This is a genomic window from Cupriavidus oxalaticus (assembly GCF_016894385.1).
Classification (GTDB): Bacteria; Pseudomonadota; Gammaproteobacteria; order Burkholderiales; family Burkholderiaceae; genus Cupriavidus; species Cupriavidus oxalaticus.
Genome location: NZ_CP069812.1, coordinates 1767972 through 1788570, shown reverse-complemented (window position 1 = coordinate 1788570; position 20599 = coordinate 1767972). Strand labels below are relative to the sequence as shown.

The 20599-nt window shown below is 63.7% G+C and carries 17 protein-coding genes; 10 read left to right on the top strand and 7 right to left on the bottom strand.

The window, feature by feature from the left end; translation table 11 throughout:
* Positions 1-10 precede the first annotated feature (10 nt).
* From JTE92_RS20685 to JTE92_RS20660, 6 genes are all read right to left on the bottom strand, one after another.
* Positions 11-676 (bottom strand): alpha/beta hydrolase, encoded by a 666-nt coding sequence (locus JTE92_RS20685; RefSeq protein WP_084254556.1) that lies wholly within the window; start codon positions 674-676, stop codon positions 11-13.
* A gap of 16 nt (positions 677-692) precedes the next feature.
* On the bottom strand, positions 693-2468 hold the full coding sequence (locus tag JTE92_RS20680; protein ID WP_198065741.1) for an FAD-dependent oxidoreductase: 1776 nt from the start codon (positions 2466-2468) through the stop codon (positions 693-695).
* Positions 2469-2553: 85 nt separating this feature from the next.
* Positions 2554-3813 (bottom strand): DUF1329 domain-containing protein, encoded by a 1260-nt coding sequence (locus JTE92_RS20675; protein ID WP_084254557.1) that lies wholly within the window; start codon positions 3811-3813, stop codon positions 2554-2556.
* Between the two features lie 26 nt (positions 3814-3839).
* A complete protein-coding gene (locus JTE92_RS20670; RefSeq protein WP_232353280.1) occupies positions 3840-5486 on the bottom strand; it encodes a DUF1302 family protein in 1647 nt (548 codons plus the stop codon).
* Positions 5487-5552: 66 nt separating this feature from the next.
* A complete protein-coding gene (locus JTE92_RS20665; protein ID WP_063238873.1) occupies positions 5553-7940 on the bottom strand; it encodes an efflux RND transporter permease subunit in 2388 nt (795 codons plus the stop codon).
* 32 nt (positions 7941-7972) lie between these two features.
* Positions 7973-8938 carry a WD40/YVTN/BNR-like repeat-containing protein gene (locus JTE92_RS20660; RefSeq protein WP_063238874.1) on the bottom strand — a complete coding sequence of 322 codons (966 nt, stop codon included), beginning with the start codon at positions 8936-8938 and terminating at the stop codon, positions 7973-7975.
* A 630-nt stretch (positions 8939-9568) separates the two neighbouring features.
* Here JTE92_RS20660 and JTE92_RS20655 point away from each other — a divergent pair.
* The 10 genes from JTE92_RS20655 to JTE92_RS20610 all read left to right on the top strand — a co-directional run bounded on the left by JTE92_RS20655 (position 9569) and on the right by JTE92_RS20610 (position 19955).
* The gene (locus JTE92_RS20655) at positions 9569-10531 is read left to right on the top strand and encodes a VOC family protein (protein ID WP_063238875.1); all 963 of its coding nucleotides are present in this window, start codon (positions 9569-9571) and stop codon (positions 10529-10531) included.
* A 155-nt stretch (positions 10532-10686) separates the two neighbouring features.
* Entirely contained in the window at positions 10687-11541 is an 855-nt protein-coding gene (locus JTE92_RS20650; protein ID WP_063238876.1) for a fumarylacetoacetate hydrolase family protein, read from the top strand.
* 34 nt (positions 11542-11575) lie between these two features.
* Positions 11576-13354 carry an FAD-dependent oxidoreductase gene (locus tag JTE92_RS20645; RefSeq protein ID WP_063238877.1) on the top strand — a complete coding sequence of 593 codons (1779 nt, stop codon included), beginning with the start codon at positions 11576-11578 and terminating at the stop codon, positions 13352-13354.
* A 165-nt stretch (positions 13355-13519) separates the two neighbouring features.
* A complete protein-coding gene (locus tag JTE92_RS20640; protein WP_116386848.1) occupies positions 13520-14776 on the top strand; it encodes an ABC transporter substrate-binding protein in 1257 nt (418 codons plus the stop codon).
* 42 nt (positions 14777-14818) lie between these two features.
* Positions 14819-15724: a SphA family protein gene (locus tag JTE92_RS20635; protein WP_239477836.1), complete on the top strand. Its 906-nt coding sequence runs from the start codon at positions 14819-14821 to the stop codon at positions 15722-15724.
* A gap of 7 nt (positions 15725-15731) precedes the next feature.
* Positions 15732-16460, top strand: a complete 729-nt coding sequence (locus tag JTE92_RS20630) for an ABC transporter ATP-binding protein (protein WP_063238879.1) — start codon at positions 15732-15734, stop codon at positions 16458-16460.
* Entirely contained in the window at positions 16457-17158 is a 702-nt protein-coding gene (locus tag JTE92_RS20625; RefSeq protein WP_063238880.1) for an ABC transporter ATP-binding protein, read from the top strand. Before JTE92_RS20630 ends, JTE92_RS20625 begins: the two co-directional genes overlap by 4 nt.
* A gap of 8 nt (positions 17159-17166) precedes the next feature.
* Positions 17167-18033, top strand: coding sequence for a branched-chain amino acid ABC transporter permease (locus tag JTE92_RS20620; protein ID WP_063238881.1), 867 nt, complete (start codon positions 17167-17169; stop codon positions 18031-18033).
* Positions 18034-18037: 4 nt separating this feature from the next.
* Positions 18038-19096, top strand: coding sequence for a branched-chain amino acid ABC transporter permease (locus JTE92_RS20615; protein ID WP_232353278.1), 1059 nt, complete (start codon positions 18038-18040; stop codon positions 19094-19096).
* A gap of 97 nt (positions 19097-19193) precedes the next feature.
* Positions 19194-19955, top strand: a complete 762-nt coding sequence (locus JTE92_RS20610) for a GntR family transcriptional regulator (RefSeq protein ID WP_063238882.1) — start codon at positions 19194-19196, stop codon at positions 19953-19955.
* Between the two features lie 280 nt (positions 19956-20235).
* Here JTE92_RS20610 and JTE92_RS20605 read toward each other — a convergent pair whose 3' ends face one another.
* A complete protein-coding gene (locus JTE92_RS20605) occupies positions 20236-20538 on the bottom strand; it encodes a hypothetical protein (RefSeq protein WP_084254558.1) in 303 nt (100 codons plus the stop codon).
* Positions 20539-20599: the final 61 nt, after the last annotated feature.

Here is a 20599-nt window from a genome sequence, read left to right as displayed (position 1 = left end):
TTTCCTCCTGTCATGAGAGCGGGCGCGACAGGCGCGCCGCCAATTGCGTGTCCAGGCTTGCCGCCAACAGGTCGTTGGCACCAACGAACCACGCAGCCTCCACGCAGGCCCCGCGTTGCGCAAGCTCGCCGGCGGTGGCTTCGGCCAGCGCGTGATCAACGGGGCCGGACGGATCCAGGAACAGGGTCACCTGTACCTCATGCATGGCACGCCGCGGAGGCTGCCAACCCTTGATGCGCGGCCAATATCCGCCCAGCGCGATGACATGCCTGAAGCGTTCTGGCCATACCGCGGCCAGCACCAGTCCAAGCACCGCGCCTTGCCCGAACCCGACGACATCGATCCGTTCAGATAGGCGCGGCCTTCTGCCGGTGCCTTCGCCCGCACGCTCCGCGCAGAAGCGCTCCAGCTGCCAAAGGGCGTCGCCAAAGCCGATCGGCTCGACAGCCGGAAAGGACAAGTCCTGGTACCAGGCATAGGACTGGCCGTCCGGCGTCCAGGCGAACCAGCGTCCGGACTTCGGTGCGACGATGGCCGCGTGCGGAGCTGTTCGCGCCAGCAGCGGCAATAGCTGTCGCTGGTCGGCGCCGGCGCCATGCAGGGCCAGCACCCGCGGCAGCCTGGCATCCGTGCCGGGTTCAAAGTGGTACTCGAGTGTGGACCGGCGCATTTTCATTTCGGCTCAAACTCCCTCACAGAGCGTGGGGCGAAGCCTGGCTTGCGTGCAGGCCAGCAAGGTAGCCGAACGTCATGCCACTACCCAAGGTGCACCCGCCGGCCCAGTACGTGTTGTGCGCGGGGCTCGCGATACAGTTGCCCGCGCCGTAAAGTCCGGGAATCGGCCGATCGTCGCTGCGCAAGACTTCCGCTCGCGCGTTGATCACGGGCCCGCCGTTCGTGTCCAGCGTGCCGGGGGCCAGGATGATGCAGTAGTACGGGCCTTTTTCCTGCAGCGGATATAGCAGCGGGTTCTTTCCCGCCGCGTCGCCCCAATGCGTGCCCTTGCGCGGCATGCCGAAGATCGGGCGGTAATCCCGGTCGTATGCAAATTCTCCACGCTGGAAATCCGCGTCACGTCCGGCATGTGCGAAAGCATTGAAGCGCGCGATCGTCTGCTCCAGTTCCCGCGCGAATGTAGGCGCGAGCTGGATGCCACCGGTATGGGCGGACAACGTGGCCAGCCGAGCGTCGATGGCCGCGGCGAGTTCGACAGGCGTATTGCCGGAGAGCACATAGGGCGCACCGGTCGGTTGCGTCGGCAATGGATGGTTGCCGCCGTAAAGCTCTGCAGCACGCTGGTCATAGACCATGAACGTCAGCAGGTTCGGAAACTCGGCCTTGTTCGCGTCATAGTCATGGTGTGTACGGGCGCGATCGTGGTAGTTGCGCTTCTCATTGAAGACGCGCCGGCCGTACTTGTTGACGACGATCATGCTGTCGCCCGGCGGCTGCCAGACGTCGTTGGGCACGCTGATGTACTGCAGCGCTTCTTCCAGCACGATCTCGGCCCGCCACGCCCCGCCCATGTTGCCGAGCTTGGCGCCCACGCCGGCGGCGATAGCGATGAAATCCCCGGTGCAGGTGGGCACCCCGCAGCCGCCGAAGACTGGGCCGCTCTGGTAGAGATTCAGCAATTCCCGGTTATAGGAATACCCGCCGGTTGCAAAGATAACGCCGCGATGGGCACGCACGGCCACCGGCCCCTCGTCGCTATCGGCCATGATGCCGACGACTTCGCCGCTCGCATTGGTGACCAGGCTGGTCACGCGATGGCTGGTCAATACCGGGATGCCGAGTTGGTCAATCCTTGCCTTGAGCTGCCCCACGAGTTCGCTGCCGAAGCCGAGGGTGCCATCTGCCTTCAGCGCGCCCAGGCCCCGGCCGCGCGGGGCCTTGTTCTCGGCGCCATGCTCGAAGTAGTCAGGCAGGTCCTCCGCTTCCGTTTCCGGCAGGATATGGAACCTGCCGACACGCAACGCACCGCTCGACCGCATCAGATCGACCATGGCAGCGCCATGGTCGTAGTACGCACCGATCAGGTCATAAACCGACTGCGAGACACCGAGCGTCGCCGAAGCGGGGTTGTAGAGATGCGGGTAGGAATACCGAATGCAGTAGGCCAGGAAATCCGGTCTGGGATCCTGCATGCCTTTTGCACGCATCCGGAAGTTGTTGGCAATCCAGAACATGCCCGCGGATTTGGCAGAAGTACCGCCAATCACCGGCGATTTCTCCAGCATCATCACGCTCGCACCCTGACTGCGCGCGGTCAGCGCGGCTACGGCAGCGGACGCGCCGCTGCCTACCACCACGACGTCTGCCTGCTGGCGCCAGCGCACCTTCGCCATGTCTGCCACGGCGCCTTTCGCCATCACACCCAGCGCGGTAGCGGTCGCGCCTGCACCGCCGGCGCGAAGAAAGTCCCGCCGGGAGATGCGCGATGTCGAGTCGTCGTCCAGTTTACGCATTGTGTTCTCGGGTCCTTCGGTTCGAATAAAGCTGCCGCGCCGCTGGGTATCGTCGCAAAGAGATGGCAGCGCGGCAGACGCAGGCCTAGCGCGCGATCGTTTCTAGCGCGCTCAGCGAGACATCGCCTTCCTTGATGGACTTCTCGTTCAGCTTGTAATCGCGGAACAGGAAAATCGAGGCATGCTTGGCTTTGAAATCGATGGTGTCGCCCTGCACCGACGAGACGTAGCGGATGCCGTCCTGCGCCACCGTCGGGCGCATATGGAAGTTGAAGAACTTCCAGAACTCGCCCTTCTTGTCATACGCCTCGCCCATATACAGGCGGGGGTATTTGACATCCATATAGACGATTTTCTTGCTGTACGGATGCTCGGCCGGCGGCGTCGCCTCAATGACCCAGACCTCGCGTGGCTGCCATTTCTGAACGGGATTCCAATAAGGCGCTTCCTTCAGGTCCACGGTGGGCCACTCATCGGCCGAGCCCTTCTTTGCCGGGTTGTAGCCCAATCTGGCATCAGAACTAGCCAGGATCCAGCGGCGGCCGACCAGCTTGATTTGCCGGTACCAAGACGGGCGTGCGTTCCAGATATAGATGTCGTCGTTGAGTTGGTCGAGACCCCCGATTGGATCCATCCACGCGCCACCGGAGAGGCGCCGCGTACGCCGGGCCGATCGGATATACGCCCAGCTGTCTTCGAGCTTTGCGTTGTCGTAGCGGATGGTGAAGGTCCCCAGGCCCCGGATATCCTCGGGTGCGGTCGCGACGAACAGCGTCTTGGTGAGGGTGCTGCCATCTCCGGACACCGGATTCTCGCCCCCAAGGCGGCCTTTTAGGTAATACCGCATGAACAGCCAGTCCTGCGTCTGCTCCAGCCCCTTATCCCCGCTGATCAGCAGATAGGTTGCCTTGTTGTTGGCGATATCCCCTTCCGGCGACGCGTAATAGAAATTCCAGATCAGCTTCTCGCCGGCGTCCGGGTCATTCGCCGAGACATCCGGAAACGGAATGCCGGCGACCCAGTCCGAGACTTCACGTGTCTTTGCGTCGTACTTCACCTGTCCGGCATACTTCCTCGTCGCCTCGAGATAGCGCGGATCCAGCGCTACAGGCTTAGCGTGGGAAAGCGGAAGCTTGAGGTTCCAGTTCCGGATTTGCCACTCCAGCTTCTCAGTCAGCAGGCTTGCTATCGTGTGTCCCTGAAACGTGTCATTCTTGACCTTGTCGAGATTGGCTTTCTCGATCACGGTGCCTTCGGGCAATTCGGCCGCAAGCGCGACACCACACGCCATCGTGGCTGCCATTGTCAGGACCGCCGCCTGAAGCCCCTTCATGCGATTTCTCATCACCTGTCTCCTTTGCTTATCGTGGTTCAGAACTGATAGGTCGCCCGCAGCATGAACTGGCTGTTGCGTGCGAAGTCTCCGAGGGTGTGCGTCGAACTCTCGACCTGGCCCGGTTTCCTGCTGTGCTTGGGGAAGAAGAGATCGGCCTCAGCCAGCAGACGCCAGTGATTGCCGATCTGGAACGAGACGCTGGGGATCACGAATGCATCGCCGTTGCTGAGATCCATACCGACAGCCAGGCCGGGGTTGAGCCGGCTGTTGAGGTAGTTCAGCTGGATAAAGGAGGTGAGCAGCGTGGTGTGCTCCCGCAGGCGGGCCCCGAATCCAACCTGCTCGACGATGTCGTCGGAGCTTTTGTAGCCTGGCAACCAGGTGTCGAACACTTGCAGCGAGAAGAACGAGGCCTGGTTGGTGCCCAACCACTCCATCAGCCGCAATTGCTTGTCGAAACGCAACGTGGTGAGCACGGCATCCTTGCGGATGATCCCGCCAAAGCCAGGCAGCGCGCCATTCATGAAGTTGCTGCCGACGTTGTAGGCGACGTTGCGCTGGTAAGCGACCTCGCCGGTGACGACCGCGTCAAGTCCGGGGATCTGGCCGCTGACGCTGACGTCGTACACATCCATCTTGGGGAAGATGAAATCGCCAAGCCCGCCAGTCGGCGTCTTTTGGTACGGCGCAAAGGCGGAATTCACCACCGGGTCCGGCTTGTAGGTCTTCAGGTAAGAAATGGCGTAGTTGACCGGTCCCGCGAGGCCGGTCCAGCGCAGGCCCCCGGTCGGATTGTGCGTATCCCCCGCCGGATGGCGGCGGTCGTAGTTCAGGAAGCCGGGCGCCAGAAAGTCAACGCCCTTGTACGGTTGCGCGGCCCAGCGGCCGCCGTAAAGGTCATAGCTGTTCCCGATATCCCGCTCGCGATCGATGCCGGGGCGCAGAACCAGTTGCAGCGAGCCGTCCGCTTCCGGCACATCGAACTTGGCGTTGATCAGCCAGAGCGGCTTTCTGAGTTCGTCGTTGTCGCTTTCAAGAAATGAACGCCAGCGGTAGTCAAAGCCGTGAATCAGGTCCGTTGGGTGGAAGAAATCCGTCTCGCCCCACACCACCTGCTGTTTCCCCAGGCGCAGGTGCAAGCGTTCCGTCGGATCCATATCGACATAGAGTTCCCGAAGCTGGACCTGGTCGTACTGATCCATCAGGTTGCTGCCCGGACCTCCGGGAGAATTTCGCCGATTGGCCTCCTCGAGGTCTCGCTGGTACGAGGTATTGACCTCCTTATCGGCACGCCCGATCGCCTTCCACTTCAGCGGCCCGGTCGTTGCCTCGGCATTCAGTGAGAGCGACCCGCGCAGCATCTGCAGCGAGCCGGCGCTGCGTTGCGGAATCTCCGGGTGATCCTCCAGGTTCCAGGACGCCCAGGTCCGCGCATAACCGCCGAACCGGAAACTGTGAATGAATCCGCTGTCTTCGTCCGCCTGCGTGCCCGGCTCGGCAGCGACGGATGCCTGGGCGATTGTGCTGGCGATGGACACCGGCTGCGATGTATCGGCGTTTGTCGCCATGGCTGTCGCCGGGGCAAGGCCGATGCCAAGGCCCAGCAATAGGGCGGGAATGCATTTCATCGCTGGCGCGGCCTGTCCGGGCCGCCGCACGGGCAGCCTTCCTCCTTGCATCATGGGGTCTCCTCCTCTGTTGGTTTTTTATTGCGCGAGACATGCCCCGCGGCATGTCCGCTGACAGCGTCATGCCGCCTGCTTCAATGGGGCTTCGGGAATGGGCGCGGCCCGGACGGGCAACGCCGAGCCCACGATGAAGCGTGGCCGGAATACGTAGACCATCGCCGGCATCAGGAAGAGCGCGCTGATGGCGGAGATGCAGAGCCAGAGCGCCATCAGGATGCCCATGTCCGCCTGGAACCGCACGGAAGAGGTGCACCAGAGCACGACGCTGACGGTCAGCGTCAGGGCGGTGATCAGCACGCCCTTGCCCGCGGTAGCCAGCGAATTGGCGATCGCGCGCACCAGGTCGTTATCGTGCTCCAGCTCTTCGCGGATGCCATCGACGATATAGAACGCGTAGTCCACACCGAGGCCAATGCCAAGCGCTGCAACGGGCAGCGTGCTGAGGTTCATGCCGATGCCCTTCCATGCCATGTAGCTGAACGTGACCGTGTTGGAGAGCACCACCGGCACCATGAAGAACAGTCCGGCCATCGTGGAGCGATAGGCCACCGCGCAGCAGATGATCAGCACCAGCAGTGCCAGCGCAATGCTCTCGATCTGGCCGGCCAGGATCACTTCGTTGACGGCGGCGAGCACGCCGACGAGCCCGCCGGCGAGCTGATACTGCACCTTTTCCAGCGGATGTTCGGCGATGAAGGTCTTCAGGCGGTCGATCGCGGTCCGGATGCTTTCGCCGCGATGGTCGCGGAAGAAGAAGGTAACCGACGCATGCCGGGCCTGCGGGTCCAGAAGCCGCGTCATGTCGCCGGGATCCGAACCCGACGCCAGCATGTACAGCAGCTCGCCATTCTCCTGGGCCGTGCTGCCGAGGTCCTGGTAACGCGGGTTGCCTTCGCGCAGCACCCGCTTGACCGCCGGAATGACGTCCGCCACCGACACGCTGCCGCCGATCTCCGGCTGTGCCGCCATATAGCGCTGCATCTCGCTCATCGTCCGCAAGACCTCGGGGTCTTTGATGGCACCGGGCTGGGCGCCAGAAACCACGGCATACATGCGGTCGGCGCCTTGGAACTGCCGGTTGACGGCGGCCGCGTCGCGGTTGTAGACCGCGTCCGGCCAGAGAATGGGTGAGCCCGGCTCCGCATCGCCGACGGTCAGATTGAATGCATAGAGACCGGATGCGACAAACACCAGCACGGCCCCGGCGAGCACGGCGTAGCGTGCTTTCGATGTGACGACGCGCACGGCGCAGGACAGGATGCCGCGCAGGACTGGCGACACGTCAATCGGATGTGCATGGCCTTGGGGGCGGCGGATCCACGACAACAGTACCGGCGTCATCACGCAGGCCGTCACCGCAATCGTCATCACCCACACCGAACCGATAATGGACACCTTGTGCATCAGGGGGATTGGCGTGAGAACGACCACGATCATGCAGCCAGCATCCGCCAGCACGCCGAGCATGCCGGGCTTGAACAGCTGCAGCATCGCCGCCCGCGCTGCGGCCACGGTCGTAGGTGCGCCGGCAGCGAGCTCGTCATCGAAGCGGGACACCAGCTGCACGGAATGCGAGATCGCTCGCGCCGTAATCAAGAATGCAATCACGATGACCAGCGGGTCCAGGTTGTAGCCAATCAGGCTGGCCGATCCCAGCGCCCAGACGGCACTGGTCAGCCCGGCCAGCAGCGGCAGCAAGGTCCCACGCCAGGTGCGCGCCGCGATAAACAGCAACGCGACCAGGCAGGCCACCGTGACCAGGAAGATGTTCAGCGTCTCCGGCAGATAGTGGTTCACCCAACCGTACAGGATGGGCTCACCGACCACGCGCACCACCACGCCGTCGCCGCGCTGCGCGTCGGCGATCTTCATCACCTGCGGGAAAATCTTGCGGTAGTCGGCCGCGCCTTCATAGAAGTCCACCGTGATCAGCGTCGACTTCAGGTCTTTCGATACGTAGGCGCCATAGACCAGCGGATTGTTCAGGACGGCTTCGCGCAACGCCGCCAGGCCGGCCGGCGTATCGGGCACGTCGGGCCACATGAGCGGCCGCATCTCGATGGCATCGGTCGAGCCTCGGATTTCCTTGAGCTTCTTCGACGCCAGCGAAACGATCTGGAACTGGTTGACACCGTCGACCTGCTGCAGCGCGGTGGTGATCGTCCTGACCTTCCCTAGCAGCGCAGGATCGAAGATGTCGCCCTGCTCGGCCTCCAGCATGATGCTGACCATGTTGGAGCTGCCGAATGCCTGCCGGAACTCGTTGTGCACCTTGATGTAGGCGTGGCTTTGCGGCAGCAGGTCGTCGAAGACCGTACGAATGCTGACGCGCGCGGCGAACCCTGCCATCACCACGGTCAGCAGCACGAAGATCGCCACCACGTACCCGCGCCGTCGCAGACAGAGATCGACAAAGCGTTCAAGCTGATTGGAAAACAATTTGTTCACCGGCTCCTCCTTGGCTGCTGGCACCGCTTGCCTTACAGCGCCTGCTTGTTTGTCACCAGCGGTTGCGCGCCGCTGAAGTAGTAATGGGTCTCGTCCGCGGCCACTTTGGTGTGCCAGGTGCGGTCCCCGGGCGCCGCGCGCGTGGCGCGCCAGGCCTGTCCCGCCGCATCGCCCAGCAGGACCACGCCCTTGTCGCCGGTGGCGAGCCAGCGGTGGCCGTCCCAGATGACATCAAAGAGGTGTTCGTCCGTTGCCCGTGTCTCAACCCGCCAGTGCTGACCGCCGTCGCTGGTAGACAGGACCGTGCCGCCAAGGCCGACGGTGACGCCATGCCGCGCATCGCGAAAGGCCACGGCGGTCAGGCTTGCCTTGGCAGGGGTCTCCTGCGCCTGCCAGTTCCCGCCTTCGTTTGACGAGTGTTCGATGCGGCCGAATTCGCCGACGCGCCACGCGTGCTGTCCAAGCACGGCAATGTCGTTCCACGCGACGTCTTCTTGCGCACCGGCACGCGTCCAGCTCACGCCATAGTCGAGCGTGCGCAACGTGGCGCCGCCCTCGCCGACGGCCCACGCCTGCCCGTTCGACATCGCCTTGACGCGCACCAGCTTGTTCGCGATGCGCGACCGCGGTGCCTCCACCTGGCGCCAGCTCGTGCCTCCGTCCTGCGTTACGGCCACGACGCCCTCGTCGCCCACAGCCACCGCATGCAGCGCATCCCATGCGGCGACGTCCTGAAGATTTACCGTCACGTTGGAAACCTGCGGCTGCCATGTCTTTGCCGCATCCCGGCTGTGAAGCACCCTGCCATGCGCGCCGACCAGCCAGACAGCGTTCGCCGGACCGCGGGTAATGCCAAAGAACCTGTCGTCGCGCTGGAACAGCGGTGGCGTGAGATTGACCCCGGAGGGCTTGGGCTTGATGAACAGGCCGGCGTAAAGCAGGCCACCGATCACCATCAACGGCAGGCCGGAAATCAATGTCTTGAAGATTTGCTTCATGCGTGACTCTCTGTGCTGCGCAATGGATCAACCGGCCGGGACGCGGCCGTGCAACGGCGTCGGGTCAAGGCAGCGATGCGCGATACCACCACTCCGTCTAACCATCGCCAGGAACGGCAGGGCGTACCCCCGATTGCCCTACCGCCTATGCTGCGAACGCCCGCCGTGAAATATATATAAAACACCTCTTCATATCTATTCATTTAAAGCATCGTTAACCCTACGAATATATATATTCAAACAATGAAGATGTGGCGCTGCCCGCGGAATAACGTGAAGTCGCACAACAATGCGCATGCAGAGCAGGAATCAGCGACGCATTGCCCCTGTTCAGCGCCCAGATATGACAGCAGTGCCGATGGCATCAATGGCGGCGCGATGGCGTCCGCACAACCAGCGACACACCGCACCGGTCAGCCGGCATCCCAGACCATGCCTCGGTTCCCCTGCGACAGAGTGACGATCGCGATGGTTGATTCGACAACATCATAGTCAAACGTTGTTTTTATATATTTTTTGCTCTAGTATAGGTTTTATGCGCAAGCGGGCATCCGACAGCTTCATTCGCTGACGCCGCGCTCACAGGGCTCGCCATGAAGCCTGATCAACAGAACAACTTGGAGACAAAGGATGGATAGCAGCCAGGCCAAGAACCGGTCACTTCCTGACGTACAGCCGGCAGCGGCCAGTCACGCGGTACATTCCATCGACCACTTCGCGTTGGAGGTGCCTGACCTGGCCGTCGCCGAACACTTCCTGCTGTCGTTCGGACTGACCGTGCTGCGCAACGGCGACTGCCTCGACGTATTTGCCGCGGACCATCATCGGTGGGCCCGATTCTACGAAGGCGAAAGCAAGCGGCTCGCCTACCTCAGCTTCAATTGCTTCGAGGGAGATCTCTCGGGCATCCGGCAACAACTCGCGGCGTGCGGCGCGACGATCGTCGACGACGCGCGCTTCGGCAGCCTCGAAGGCGTGTGGTTCTTCGACCCGGACGGCAACCTGGTTCAGGTCAAGGCAGGGCCCAAGACCTCTCCGAGCGGCAAGTCGGTGATGCGCATGGAGAGTACGCCTGCCGGCGTGCGGGGCTCGGCCACGCGCAGCCAGGTACCCCAGATCCGGCCGCGTCGCCTTTCGCACGTGCTGATGTTCTCGCCTGACGTGGGCAGAGCACTGGACTTCTATCGCGAGGCCATCGGCCTGCGCCTTTCCGACCGCTCCGGTGACCTGATTGCCTTCACCCATGCGCCTTACGGCAGCGATCACCATCTGCTGGCGCTGGTCAAGAGTTCGGCCAAAGGCTGGCACCACTCCGCGTGGGACGTCGCCAACGTCAACGAAGTTGGCCAGGGTGCCAGCCAGATGGCCGCGGCCGGCTACCCCGCTGGCTGGGGTACTGGCCGCCATGTGCTCGGATCCAATTATTTCTTCTACGTGCGCGATCCCTGGGGCTCGTTCTTCGAGTATTCGGCCGACATCGACTACATCGCCGCAGGGCAAACCTGGCCGGCCGGCGATTTTCCCCCGGAGGACTCCTTGTACCAGTGGGGTCCTGACGTTCCCGCAGACTTCGTGCGCAACACCGAAGCCTGATTACACCGGGCAAGCAGCGCGAGTAGCTCGGCTCCTTCAATAGCAGGACGCGAGTTCAGCGTTCGTTCGTATCGCGCCTGAATATATACGTTTTTTCGTTATTTATATCTTTGAGCCGTTCTAGACAACGGCATTGATCCACATAGGAGTTCGATATGAAATTGGCAACGTTACGGCTCGATGGCCAGCAATGCGTGGGCATCGTGTCCGACCAGGGAATTGCCGTCCTACCCCTGTCGACCGGCATCGATGCCGGAGCGCTGATCGCCGCGGGTCTGAGCCCCGAGCAGTGGCGAAACCTGGCCGCGGAGGCGACGCCCGTGCCGGCCACGGCCGAGGTCAGCTACCTGCCGCCAGTCATCAATCCGCGCAAGATTCTTTGCGTCGGCCTCAACTATGCCGATCACACCAAGGAATCGCCGTACGAGCAGCCGGATTACCCGACGCTGTTCCTGCGCGTGCCGACGAGCCTCGTGGGGCATGGCGGCGCCATCGTGAGACCGCAGGCGAGCGATTCGCTGGACTTCGAAGGCGAACTGGCGGTCATCATCGGCAAGGGCGGCAGGCATATCGCACGCGAGAGCGCTCTCTCCCACGTGTTCGGGTACTCGATCTTCAACGATGGCTCGGTGCGCGAATACCAGTTCAAGTCGCCGCAATGGACGGTGGGCAAGAACTTCGATGCCACGGGCGGCTTTGGCCCGATCCTCGTGACCGCGGACGAGCTGCCGGCGGGTGCCGCCGGCCTGAGACTGGAGACCAGGCTCAACGGGCAGATGGTCCAGTCTGCCAACACTTCCGACATGCTGCATGACGTGCCGTCGCTGATCTCGATCATCAGCGAGGCGATCACGCTGGAACCGGGAGACGTCATCGTGGCCGGCACGCCATCCGGTATCGGCTGGGCGCGCAGCCCTCGGCTGCTGATGCGCCATGGCGACCTTTGCGAAGTCAGCATCGAAGGCATTGGCACGCTGTCGAACCCGATCGTCGACGAGTCCACGCGCTGAGGCATCCACCAACACAGATCGAGAGGAGACAAAGTTGAAAACCATTGAAGTACCCGTTCTGGTCGTCGGGGCAGGTCCGTCTGGACTGACCGCCACGGCCCTGCTTGCGACCTATGGCATTCGCACGCTCACCATCACCAAGTATCCGGGCACGGCAAATTCCCCGCGTGCGCACATCACCAACCAGCGCACGATGGAAGTGCTCCGAGACTTGGGCATCGAGGAGCGCGTGCGCCAGCTCGCAACGCCCAATGAGCTGATGAGCAACAACATCTGGGCCACCAGCTTTGCCGGCACCGAGATCGCGCGGCTACAGACCTGGGGCAGTTCGGAGCAGCGCAAGGCCGACTATGCGCTGGCCAGTCCCTCCCAAATGTGCAATGCGCCGCAGCATCTGTTGGAACCCGAAATCCTGGCGTGCGCGCGCGAGCGCGGAGCGGAGTTCCTGTTCAACACGGAACTGACGCAGATCACCCAGGACGATGCCGAAGTGACGGCCATCCTGAAGGATCGTCTTACCGACGAGACCATCCGGGTCAAGGCGCGCTACGTGATCGGTGCCGACGGCGGTGCGAGCACCGTAGTGCCGCAGTGCGGATTCGAGATGGACGGAAAGATGGGCCTCGGCGCAGCGGTCAATTGCTGGCTCGAAGTCGATCTCGCCAAATACTGCGAACACCGTCCCGGCGTGCTGTACTGGATGACGCAGCCGGGCAACGACTACTGGGTCGGCAGCGGCACCTACATCTGCGTGCGTCCGTGGAACGAGTGGGTGCTGCTATTCATGTACGACCCGGCGCAGGGCGAGCCCGATCTCAGCGAGGAGGCCGTAATCCGCCGCGCCCGCGCCACCATCGGCGACGACTCCTTGCCCATCAAGGTCAAAGCGGTCAGCAAATGGCAGATTAACCATGTGGCGGCGAAGACGATGCGCAAGGGCCGGGTCTTTATCGCTGGCGACGCCGCCCACCGCCATCCACCGGCAAACGGCCTTGGCACCAACACCTCAATCCAGGACGCTTTCAATCTGGCGTGGAAGCTGGCGTACGTCATTCGCGGCGATGCCGACGACACCCTGCTCGATACCTACTCGGCCGAGCGCCAGCCGGTGGCCCGCCAGGTCGTCGACCGTGCCATGAAATCGGTACAGGACATGCTGCCGATCGCCAAGGCACTGGGCTTCGGCGCCGGGCAGAGCGAAGCCGAAGGCTGGGCCAATGTCGATGAACTGTTCAGCGACACCGAGACCGGCCGCGCGCGGCGACGTGCGCTGCAGGATGCCGTCGAACTGCAGAACTACCAATTCAATTGCCATGGCGTCGAGCTCGGGCAAGTCTACCAGTCGTCGGCCGTGGTGCCCGATGGCCTGCCCCGCGAGCCCGCCGCCAGGGATCCCGAACTCTATTACCACCCGTGCTCGTCGCCGGGAGGGGTGGTGCCCCATGCCTGGCTGGAGCATCGCAAGGCCCGTGTGTCGACCCTGGACCTGGTTGGCCATGGCCGCTTCACGCTGCTTACCGGCATCGGCGGGCAGGCCTGGAAGGACATCGCGGCCCGGCTGTCGGACCGCCTGGGTGTCGGGATTGACGTCGTCAGCATCGGTGGCCCCAACTGCGATGCCCATGATGTCTATGGCACCTGGAGCCGGCTGCGCGGCATTTCCGACGCGGGCGCGATCCTGGTCCGGCCGGACCGCTTCGTCAGCTGGCGCCGGCAGGAACTGGGCGCAGATGCGGAAGAGGCGCTGTCCGATGCCCTGCACGACATCCTGGGCCGCGCCCCCGATGCTACCGGCTGCCGTCGCGCCGCCTGACGGCGGCCTACGCGCGCGCACGGCGTAACGCCGGCGGCTGCATTCGCTGGCCGCCGCCCCCCTTTACCACAGCGTCAGCCAATGGCGCCGGGGCCTGCCCTGGCGCCAGGGGAGCACGCGCCCGAAAAAAGAGACGCAAAACAAGGCGCAAACATGGAGGAAGACATGAATCACGTGAACGCATCGCGTCGGAAACTGCTGTGTGGATCGGCGGCCACGCTGGCCGCCGCCGCTGTCAGTCCGCCCCTGATGGCACAGCCATCCCGCCCCATCCGCATTGGCCTGGTCTCGCCGCAGACCGGTCCGCTTGCCGCGTTCGGCGAGGCCGACCGTTGGAGCATCCAGCAGATCATGCCGGCACTGGAGAAGCGCGGCGCACCGCGGGTCGAGATCCTGCTGCGCGACAGCCAGTCCAACCCGAACCGCGCCGGCGAAGTCGCCAACGCGCTGATCCTGAAGGACAAGATCGACCTGATGGTGGTTTCGTCGACACCCGAGACCACCAATCCGGTCTCGGACGCCTGCGAGCTGAACGGCGTTCCGTGCATCTCGACGATGGCACCGTGGCAGCCGTGGTTTTTCGGTCGCGGCGGCACGGCGGAGCGTGGCTTCAAATGGACCTATCACTTTTTCTGGGGCCTGGAAGACGTCATCGAGGTCTTCACCAACATGTGGGCCATGGCCGCGACCAATAAAAAGGTGGGCGGCCTCTTTCCCAACGACAGTGACGGCAACGCCTGGGGCGACCGCAAACTTGGCTTGCCGCCAGCGCTGGCCCGCAAGGGCTTTGCACTGGTCGATCCCGGCCGCTACCAGAACATGACGCAATCCTTCGCGTCGCACCTCTCGGCGTTCCGGCGCGAGTCCGTGGATATCGTCACCGGGGTCGTGATCCCGCCTGACATGAAGACCTTCCTGACGCAGGCGCGCCAGCAGAACTTCCGCCCGAAGGTGATCTCCGTGGCAAAGGCCATGCTGTATCCCACTACGGTCGAAGCACTTGGCGACCTGGCAGAGGGCATCACCACGGAGGTCTGGTGGACACCGTGGCATCCGTACCGGTCGTCGCTGACCGGCCAGAGCGCCGCCGACCTGGCGGGCCACTACGAGCAGTCCACCGGGCGGCAATGGACGCAACCGATCGGCTTCGTGCATGCCTTGCTCGAAGTGGCGGTCGACGTCATCCGGCGCGCCCGCGACCCGGGCAACCGCGCGGCGATCCGGGACGCGCTCGCCCAGACCGATCTCAATACCGTGGTCGGACCGATCCGCTGGCAGGGCGGCCCGGTCGGCAATGTCGCCAAGACAGGGCTGGTCGGAGGGCAGTGGAAGCGTGGAGCCAAGCGCAGGTTCGAGCTGACAGTCGTCAGCAATCAGAGCTCGCCCCAAGTACCGGTAGGCGGAAAGCTGATACCGCTCTGATGCCACGGCCGGGGCCGGCCGGCCTCGCCTGCAGAACACACAATGGAGGAAGACTGCATGTCAGTCAGGATGAAAGCCTGGACTGCGACGACGCTCGTCGCCGCCAGCGCCGCTTGCATGGCCACCGAGAATGGTGGCTCGATCTACCCGCATGGCGCCGAGAACTACATGACCGGTGCCTTGCCGCCCCCCGGCCTCTATGGCCAGGTGTTTGCCAGCCACTACCGCGCGGATCGCCTGATGGATGGCGATGGCAACCGCGTGCCGGTGGACTTCTCCGTGCGAGCAAGCGCCATTGCCCCGCGCATCGTCTGGGTACCCGGGCAGAAGTTCCTTGGCGGCGATATCGTCCTGCATGCGATCGCGCCGCTGGTCGACCTCAAGGTCGGCGTGAATGGCAGCGCGCAGGCCAAATCGGGCCTTGGCGACATGACGTTTGGCACCGGGATCGGCTATCACTATTCGCCCGAGTGGCATGTCGTCTATGCGCTCGACATCTATGCCCCGACCGGCCGTTACGACCGGAACGACCTCGCCAACATCGGGCGCAACTACTGGGCGGTCGAGCCCGTCATCGCCATCTCCCGCGTCAAGCCAGACGGCCTGAACCTAGACTTCAAGGCGATGTGGGCCATCAACACCCGCAATCGCGATACCGGATACCGCTCCGGGCAGGAGCTCCATGCCGACTATGCCATCGGGTGGGGCGTGTCTCCGCACTGGGTCGCCGGCGTAGGTGGATATCTCTACAAGCAGATCACGGACGACAAGCAGGACGGACAGACCCTGCCGGGCAGACGCGGCCAGGCCTTCGCCATCGGCCCGTCGGTCAAGTATGACAGCGGCAAGGGCTGGTTCCTCACGCTGAAGTGGCAAAAAGAGTTCGCGGTCGAAAATCGCGCGGCCGGTGATGCCTTCTGGCTCAAGGCCGCGTTCCCGCTGAAGTGAGGCGCTCATGTCAGCACTGGAACTGCAGGGCGTCAGCAAGCACTATGGCGCCATCCATGTCAGCAGGGGCGTCTCGCTTTCGGTTCGGCATGGCGAGACGGTCGGCATCCTGGGTCCCAACGGGGCCGGCAAGACCACGCTGTTCAACCTGATCAGCGGCGATGTTGCCGCCGACCGTGGCACCGTCGTTTTTGATGGTGCCGACGTGACTAGCCGGCCAGCGCATGAGCGGGCGCGGTTGGGCATCGGGCGGTCATACCAGATCCCTCGGCCTTTCGGCTCGATGACGGTATTCGAGAACTGCCTCACCGCGGCACGCTTCGGCGCCGGACTGGGCGCGGGGCCCGCGCAAGCACGCGCCGTCGACGCGCTGCGCATGAGCGGCATGCTGGGGCTGGCGAATCAGCCTGCCGGCACGCTGACGCTGCTCAACCGCAAACGCCTGGAACTGGCTCGCGCGCTTTCCACCTCCCCCACGCTGCTGCTGCTCGACGAAATTGCCGGCGGCCTGACCGAGGCAGAAGCCGCGCTGCTGGTTTCTGAACTGCAGGTGCTGAAGCAGTCGGGCATCACCATCGTATGGATCGAGCATGTACTGCATGCCTTGATGAAGGTCGCGGACCGCCTGGTGGTGCTCAACTTCGGCGAGATTGTCTGCGACGGCAAGCCTGATGCCGTGATGGCCGATCCCAAGGTCCGGCAGATCTACTTGGGAACCGAGGAGCACGGCACATGAACGCCATCCTGCAAGTCAGAGCATTGTCCAGCCGCTACGGCGACTTCCAGGCCCTGCATGACGTCGACATGGACATCTATCCTGGCGAAATCGTCGCGGTCATCGGGGCGAATGGCGCCGGCAAGTCCACCTTGCTGAAGTCGATCGTCGGCCTGGTGCCGGTCCATGCGAATGCGGTGCGATTCGGGGATACCACCATCGGCGGGATCGGAGCCGCCGCGACGGCGCGAGCGGGAATCAGTCTGGTGCCGGAAGGCCGCAGGCTGTTCCCGAGCCTGTCGGTCCAGGAAAACCTGCTGATGGGAAAGCACACCGGCCGGGCCGGGACCTGGGGACTCGAACGTGTGTACGCCTTGTTCCCTGCGCTGAAAGACAAGCGTGCCCTGCCGGCCACCTCGCTGTCGGGCGGCCAGCAGCAAATGGTGGCCATCGGCCGCGCGTTGATGGGCAATCCACTGCTGCTGCTGTGCGACGAAATCTCGCTCGGTCTCGCGCCCGCGGTGGTACGGGAAGTCTATGCGGCGCTCACGACCGTCGGCCAGGAGGGAACCACCGTCGTGGTGGTGGAGCAAGACCTGTCCACGGCATGCAGGGTCAGCGAGCGGCTCTATTGTCTGCAACGGGGACGGGTCACGCTCTCCGGTCGCGCCGACGCACTGTCTGCCGCGCAAATCACACAAGCCTATTTCGGCTGCTGAGGTAAGCCATGCTATTGACAGATGTATTGATCCAGGGGCTGCTGCTCGGCAGCGTGTACGCCCTCTTTGCGCTCGGACTAGCCCTGATGTACGGCGTCATGCGCTTGACCAATATCGCCCACGGCGACTGCCTCGTCCTGGCGGCGTTCGCGGCCATCGCCGCGATGCTTGCCAGCGGCTGGCCGGCGCTTGCCGCCGCCGTGTTGGTGGTGGGGCTGTTCTTCCCACTCGGCTACGTGCTGCAGCGTGCGCTACTCAACCGTGTGCTGTCGCGCGATCCCCTGCCTGCGCTGGTGGTCACCTTCGGGCTATCCATCGTGATCCAGAATGTCCTGCTTGCCGTCTTCACGTCGGACCCGCGCTCCATCGACGCAGGCGGACTTAACCTCGTGGCCCTGCCGCTGACGCAAGACCTGTCCATTGGCGCCCTGCCGCTGCTCGTCTTCGCCGTCTCATTGCTGGCCACTGCGGGCCTGCAGGCAATGATGACGCGCACGGCGATCGGCCGCGCCTTCCGGGCAGTCTCCGATGATCCGGAAGCCGCCCAGCTGACCGGGCTGGATGCCAGGCACGTGTATGGCCTGGCGACCGCCATCGCCTTCATGCTGATCGCCGCGGCGGGCGTGCTGCAAGGCATGCGCACCACCGTCTCTCCCGCAGACGGGCCCAGCCTGCTGCTGTTCTCCTTCGAGGCGGTCATCGTCGGCGGCATGGGATCGTTCTGGGGCGCCTGGCTGGGCGCGGCGCTGCTCGGCGTGGCCCAGTCCGTCGGCATGTACTTCGATCCGGGCTGGGGCACGTGGTTCGGGCACCTCATCTTCCTGCTGACCTTGCTGGTCCGGCCTCAGGGACTTCTTCCCCAAACCAGGGACTGAAAACATGGAACACATCGATACGACCTCCATCCCGCCTTCCGGGCTCCTGCAGGCCGAACCGGCATGGCGGGTGCGTCGGATGACCCGCGCCGGCTATGCCAGCTATGGCTTGCTGCTGGCACTGGTGCTGACGGCGGCGACACTGCCGGCCTGGGGCGACCCGGCGTGGATGCGCGAACTGACGCGCATCGGCTGCTACTTTGTCTTTGCTGCAATGTGGAACCTGCTGGCTGGCTTCGCCGGCATGGTTTCCGTGGGGCAGCAGGCCTTCTTCGGGTTGGGCGGATACGCCATCGTCGCCCTGTCGAACAATGCTGGCCTGAACCCGTTCTGGTCGGTACCGCTCTCAGCGCTGGCGGCCGCCGCTGCGGCAGCCCTGGCCGCACCGATCGCCTTCCGTCTCCATGGCGGCTATTTCGCGATCGGCACTTGGGCGCTTGCCGAACTGGCACGGCTGACGATCGCCAACATGCCATGGCTCGGTGGCGGCACCGGAACAAGCCTGCTCGGGCTTGCCGACTTCAACAGCGCAACACGCGAAGCACTGGTGTACTGGATGACGCTGGCCGCGGCCTCCTGCGGCCTGTTCGGCGTCCACCTGTTGCTGTCGACGCGGCATGGGCTTGCCCTGCGGGCCATCAAGGACGCACCGCTGGCCAGCGCCTCACACGGCATCAACGTACGCCAGTCACGCTACGTCATCTACGTCGTGTGCGCCGGCGGCGCGGGGCTTGCCGGGGCCCTCTACTTTATCGGCAACCTGCGGATCTCCCCCGACGCTGCCTTCGCAGTGGACTGGACCGCCTTTGCCATCTTCATGGTGGTCGTGGGCGGCATCGGCACGATCGAAGGCCCGCTTGTGGGCGCCTGCCTGTTCTGGGCGCTCGACCGCTGGTTCGGCCAGTACGGTACCGGCTACCTGATCGGCCTGGGCGCCACCGCCATCCTGGTCACCCTGCTCTTTCCGCAAGGACTGTGGGGATGGGTGCGGCAGCGCTTCGGGCTGGAGGCCTTGCCGGTCTCGTCGAAACTGCTCCTGCCTTCTGCGAGGGGTGGATCCTGACGCATGGCTGCGACATCGGTAAGTCGAGGAATATATATAATGAAGGTCACTATCTATCATTCTGCGAGACGCAACCGTGCCAGCCAAGTCAGCAAACATGGCAGTCAACGACGATACCGCCACCGCCCTTCCCGACCTGGGCGGGCGGACCTGGGCGTCGGTCCTTGAGCAGGCCGTCCGCGAAGACATCATCAATGGCAAGCTGCCCGCCGGCAGCAAGTTGCGCCTGAAAGAACTGGCCGACCGCTACCAGGCCGGCGTCATTCCGCTGCGCGAGGCGCTTTCACGCCTCTGCACGACGGGCTTCGTGCTGGCCATCGATCAAAAGGGTTTCCGGGTCGCGGAGTTGTCGCCGGATGAATTGCTGGATGTCACGCGGGTCAGACAGCAGATCGAGACCGCTGCCCTGCGCGATGCCATTGAGTCGGCCGATATTGCCTGGGAATCCGAAGTGATTGCCGCTCACCATCGCCTCACGCGCATTCCGATGGTGTTGCGCGGTCAAGGCGGCACCCTGAATCCCGAATGGGAAACCGCCCACGCAGCGTTTCACGAAGTGCTGATCGCCGGTTGCAGTTCGCCCTGGATGCGCCGGTTCTCGCGGGTGCTGAGAGACCAGACCGCGCGCTACCGCGTTCTGTCTCTTGCTGCGCCCAAGGCAGAGCGTAGCCGCGATGTGGCGGCAGAGCATGAAGCCATGGTCAACGCCATCCTGGCGCGGGATGCAACCAAGGCATGCAAACTCCTGTCGGACCATTTCCAGCACACCACAGACCTTGTTCTAAAGTACCTCCAGCAGCGCAAAGCCGGCGCCACGGGGAAGTCCAGGCGGAGCGGGGCTACGGAAGCGGCGCTCTGAACACGCCGGGACGCCATTACGAGGGGCCACAGAGGCTTTGTTCCGCGGCAACGTTTAGGCAAACGGCCCGCCGGACGAGATGTCCCAGTGGATAAATGGTGGAGTTATGCTTCTGTGCCGAGGCCCATCTGTACGGCACGTGCAGGTTTGCAGTTGCGCCAGTTCGGGCGGGGGCAAGGGCCAGAACCGGGCGGTCGTGCCAAGGCAGCTTAGGGCGTGACCGCAGTGGCAAGGCCCACTGCGTTGCAGCCGGCCCTCTTTCTATTTCGAAGTATCGGCGTCAGGGCCGGATGATGACTTGCGGACTTACAACGATTGCCGGCTCCGGATAATAGACTGCCCCAGGCGGATGGTAAGCGGCCGGCCGATCCTTGCATTTGCGCTCTTCCTTGTACTCCCCATTCTTTTCCCACTTTCGCTCGACCTTACAGCTACCGTCCCAATACTCCTCCTTATAGTCGCCGCCCTTGTACTTCCGGCCATGTCCATGCCCAGACTCATCCTTCCATGGATCGGCATACGCGATAGCGGAGGTGACGCTCAAGCCGGCCAGCAAGAGCAGGCTGATGAAATGACGAGACATACAAGCCCCAAAAGTTAAACGTTGGCGACATCTCGAGGGTAACAGACGGGACCACGGAGAC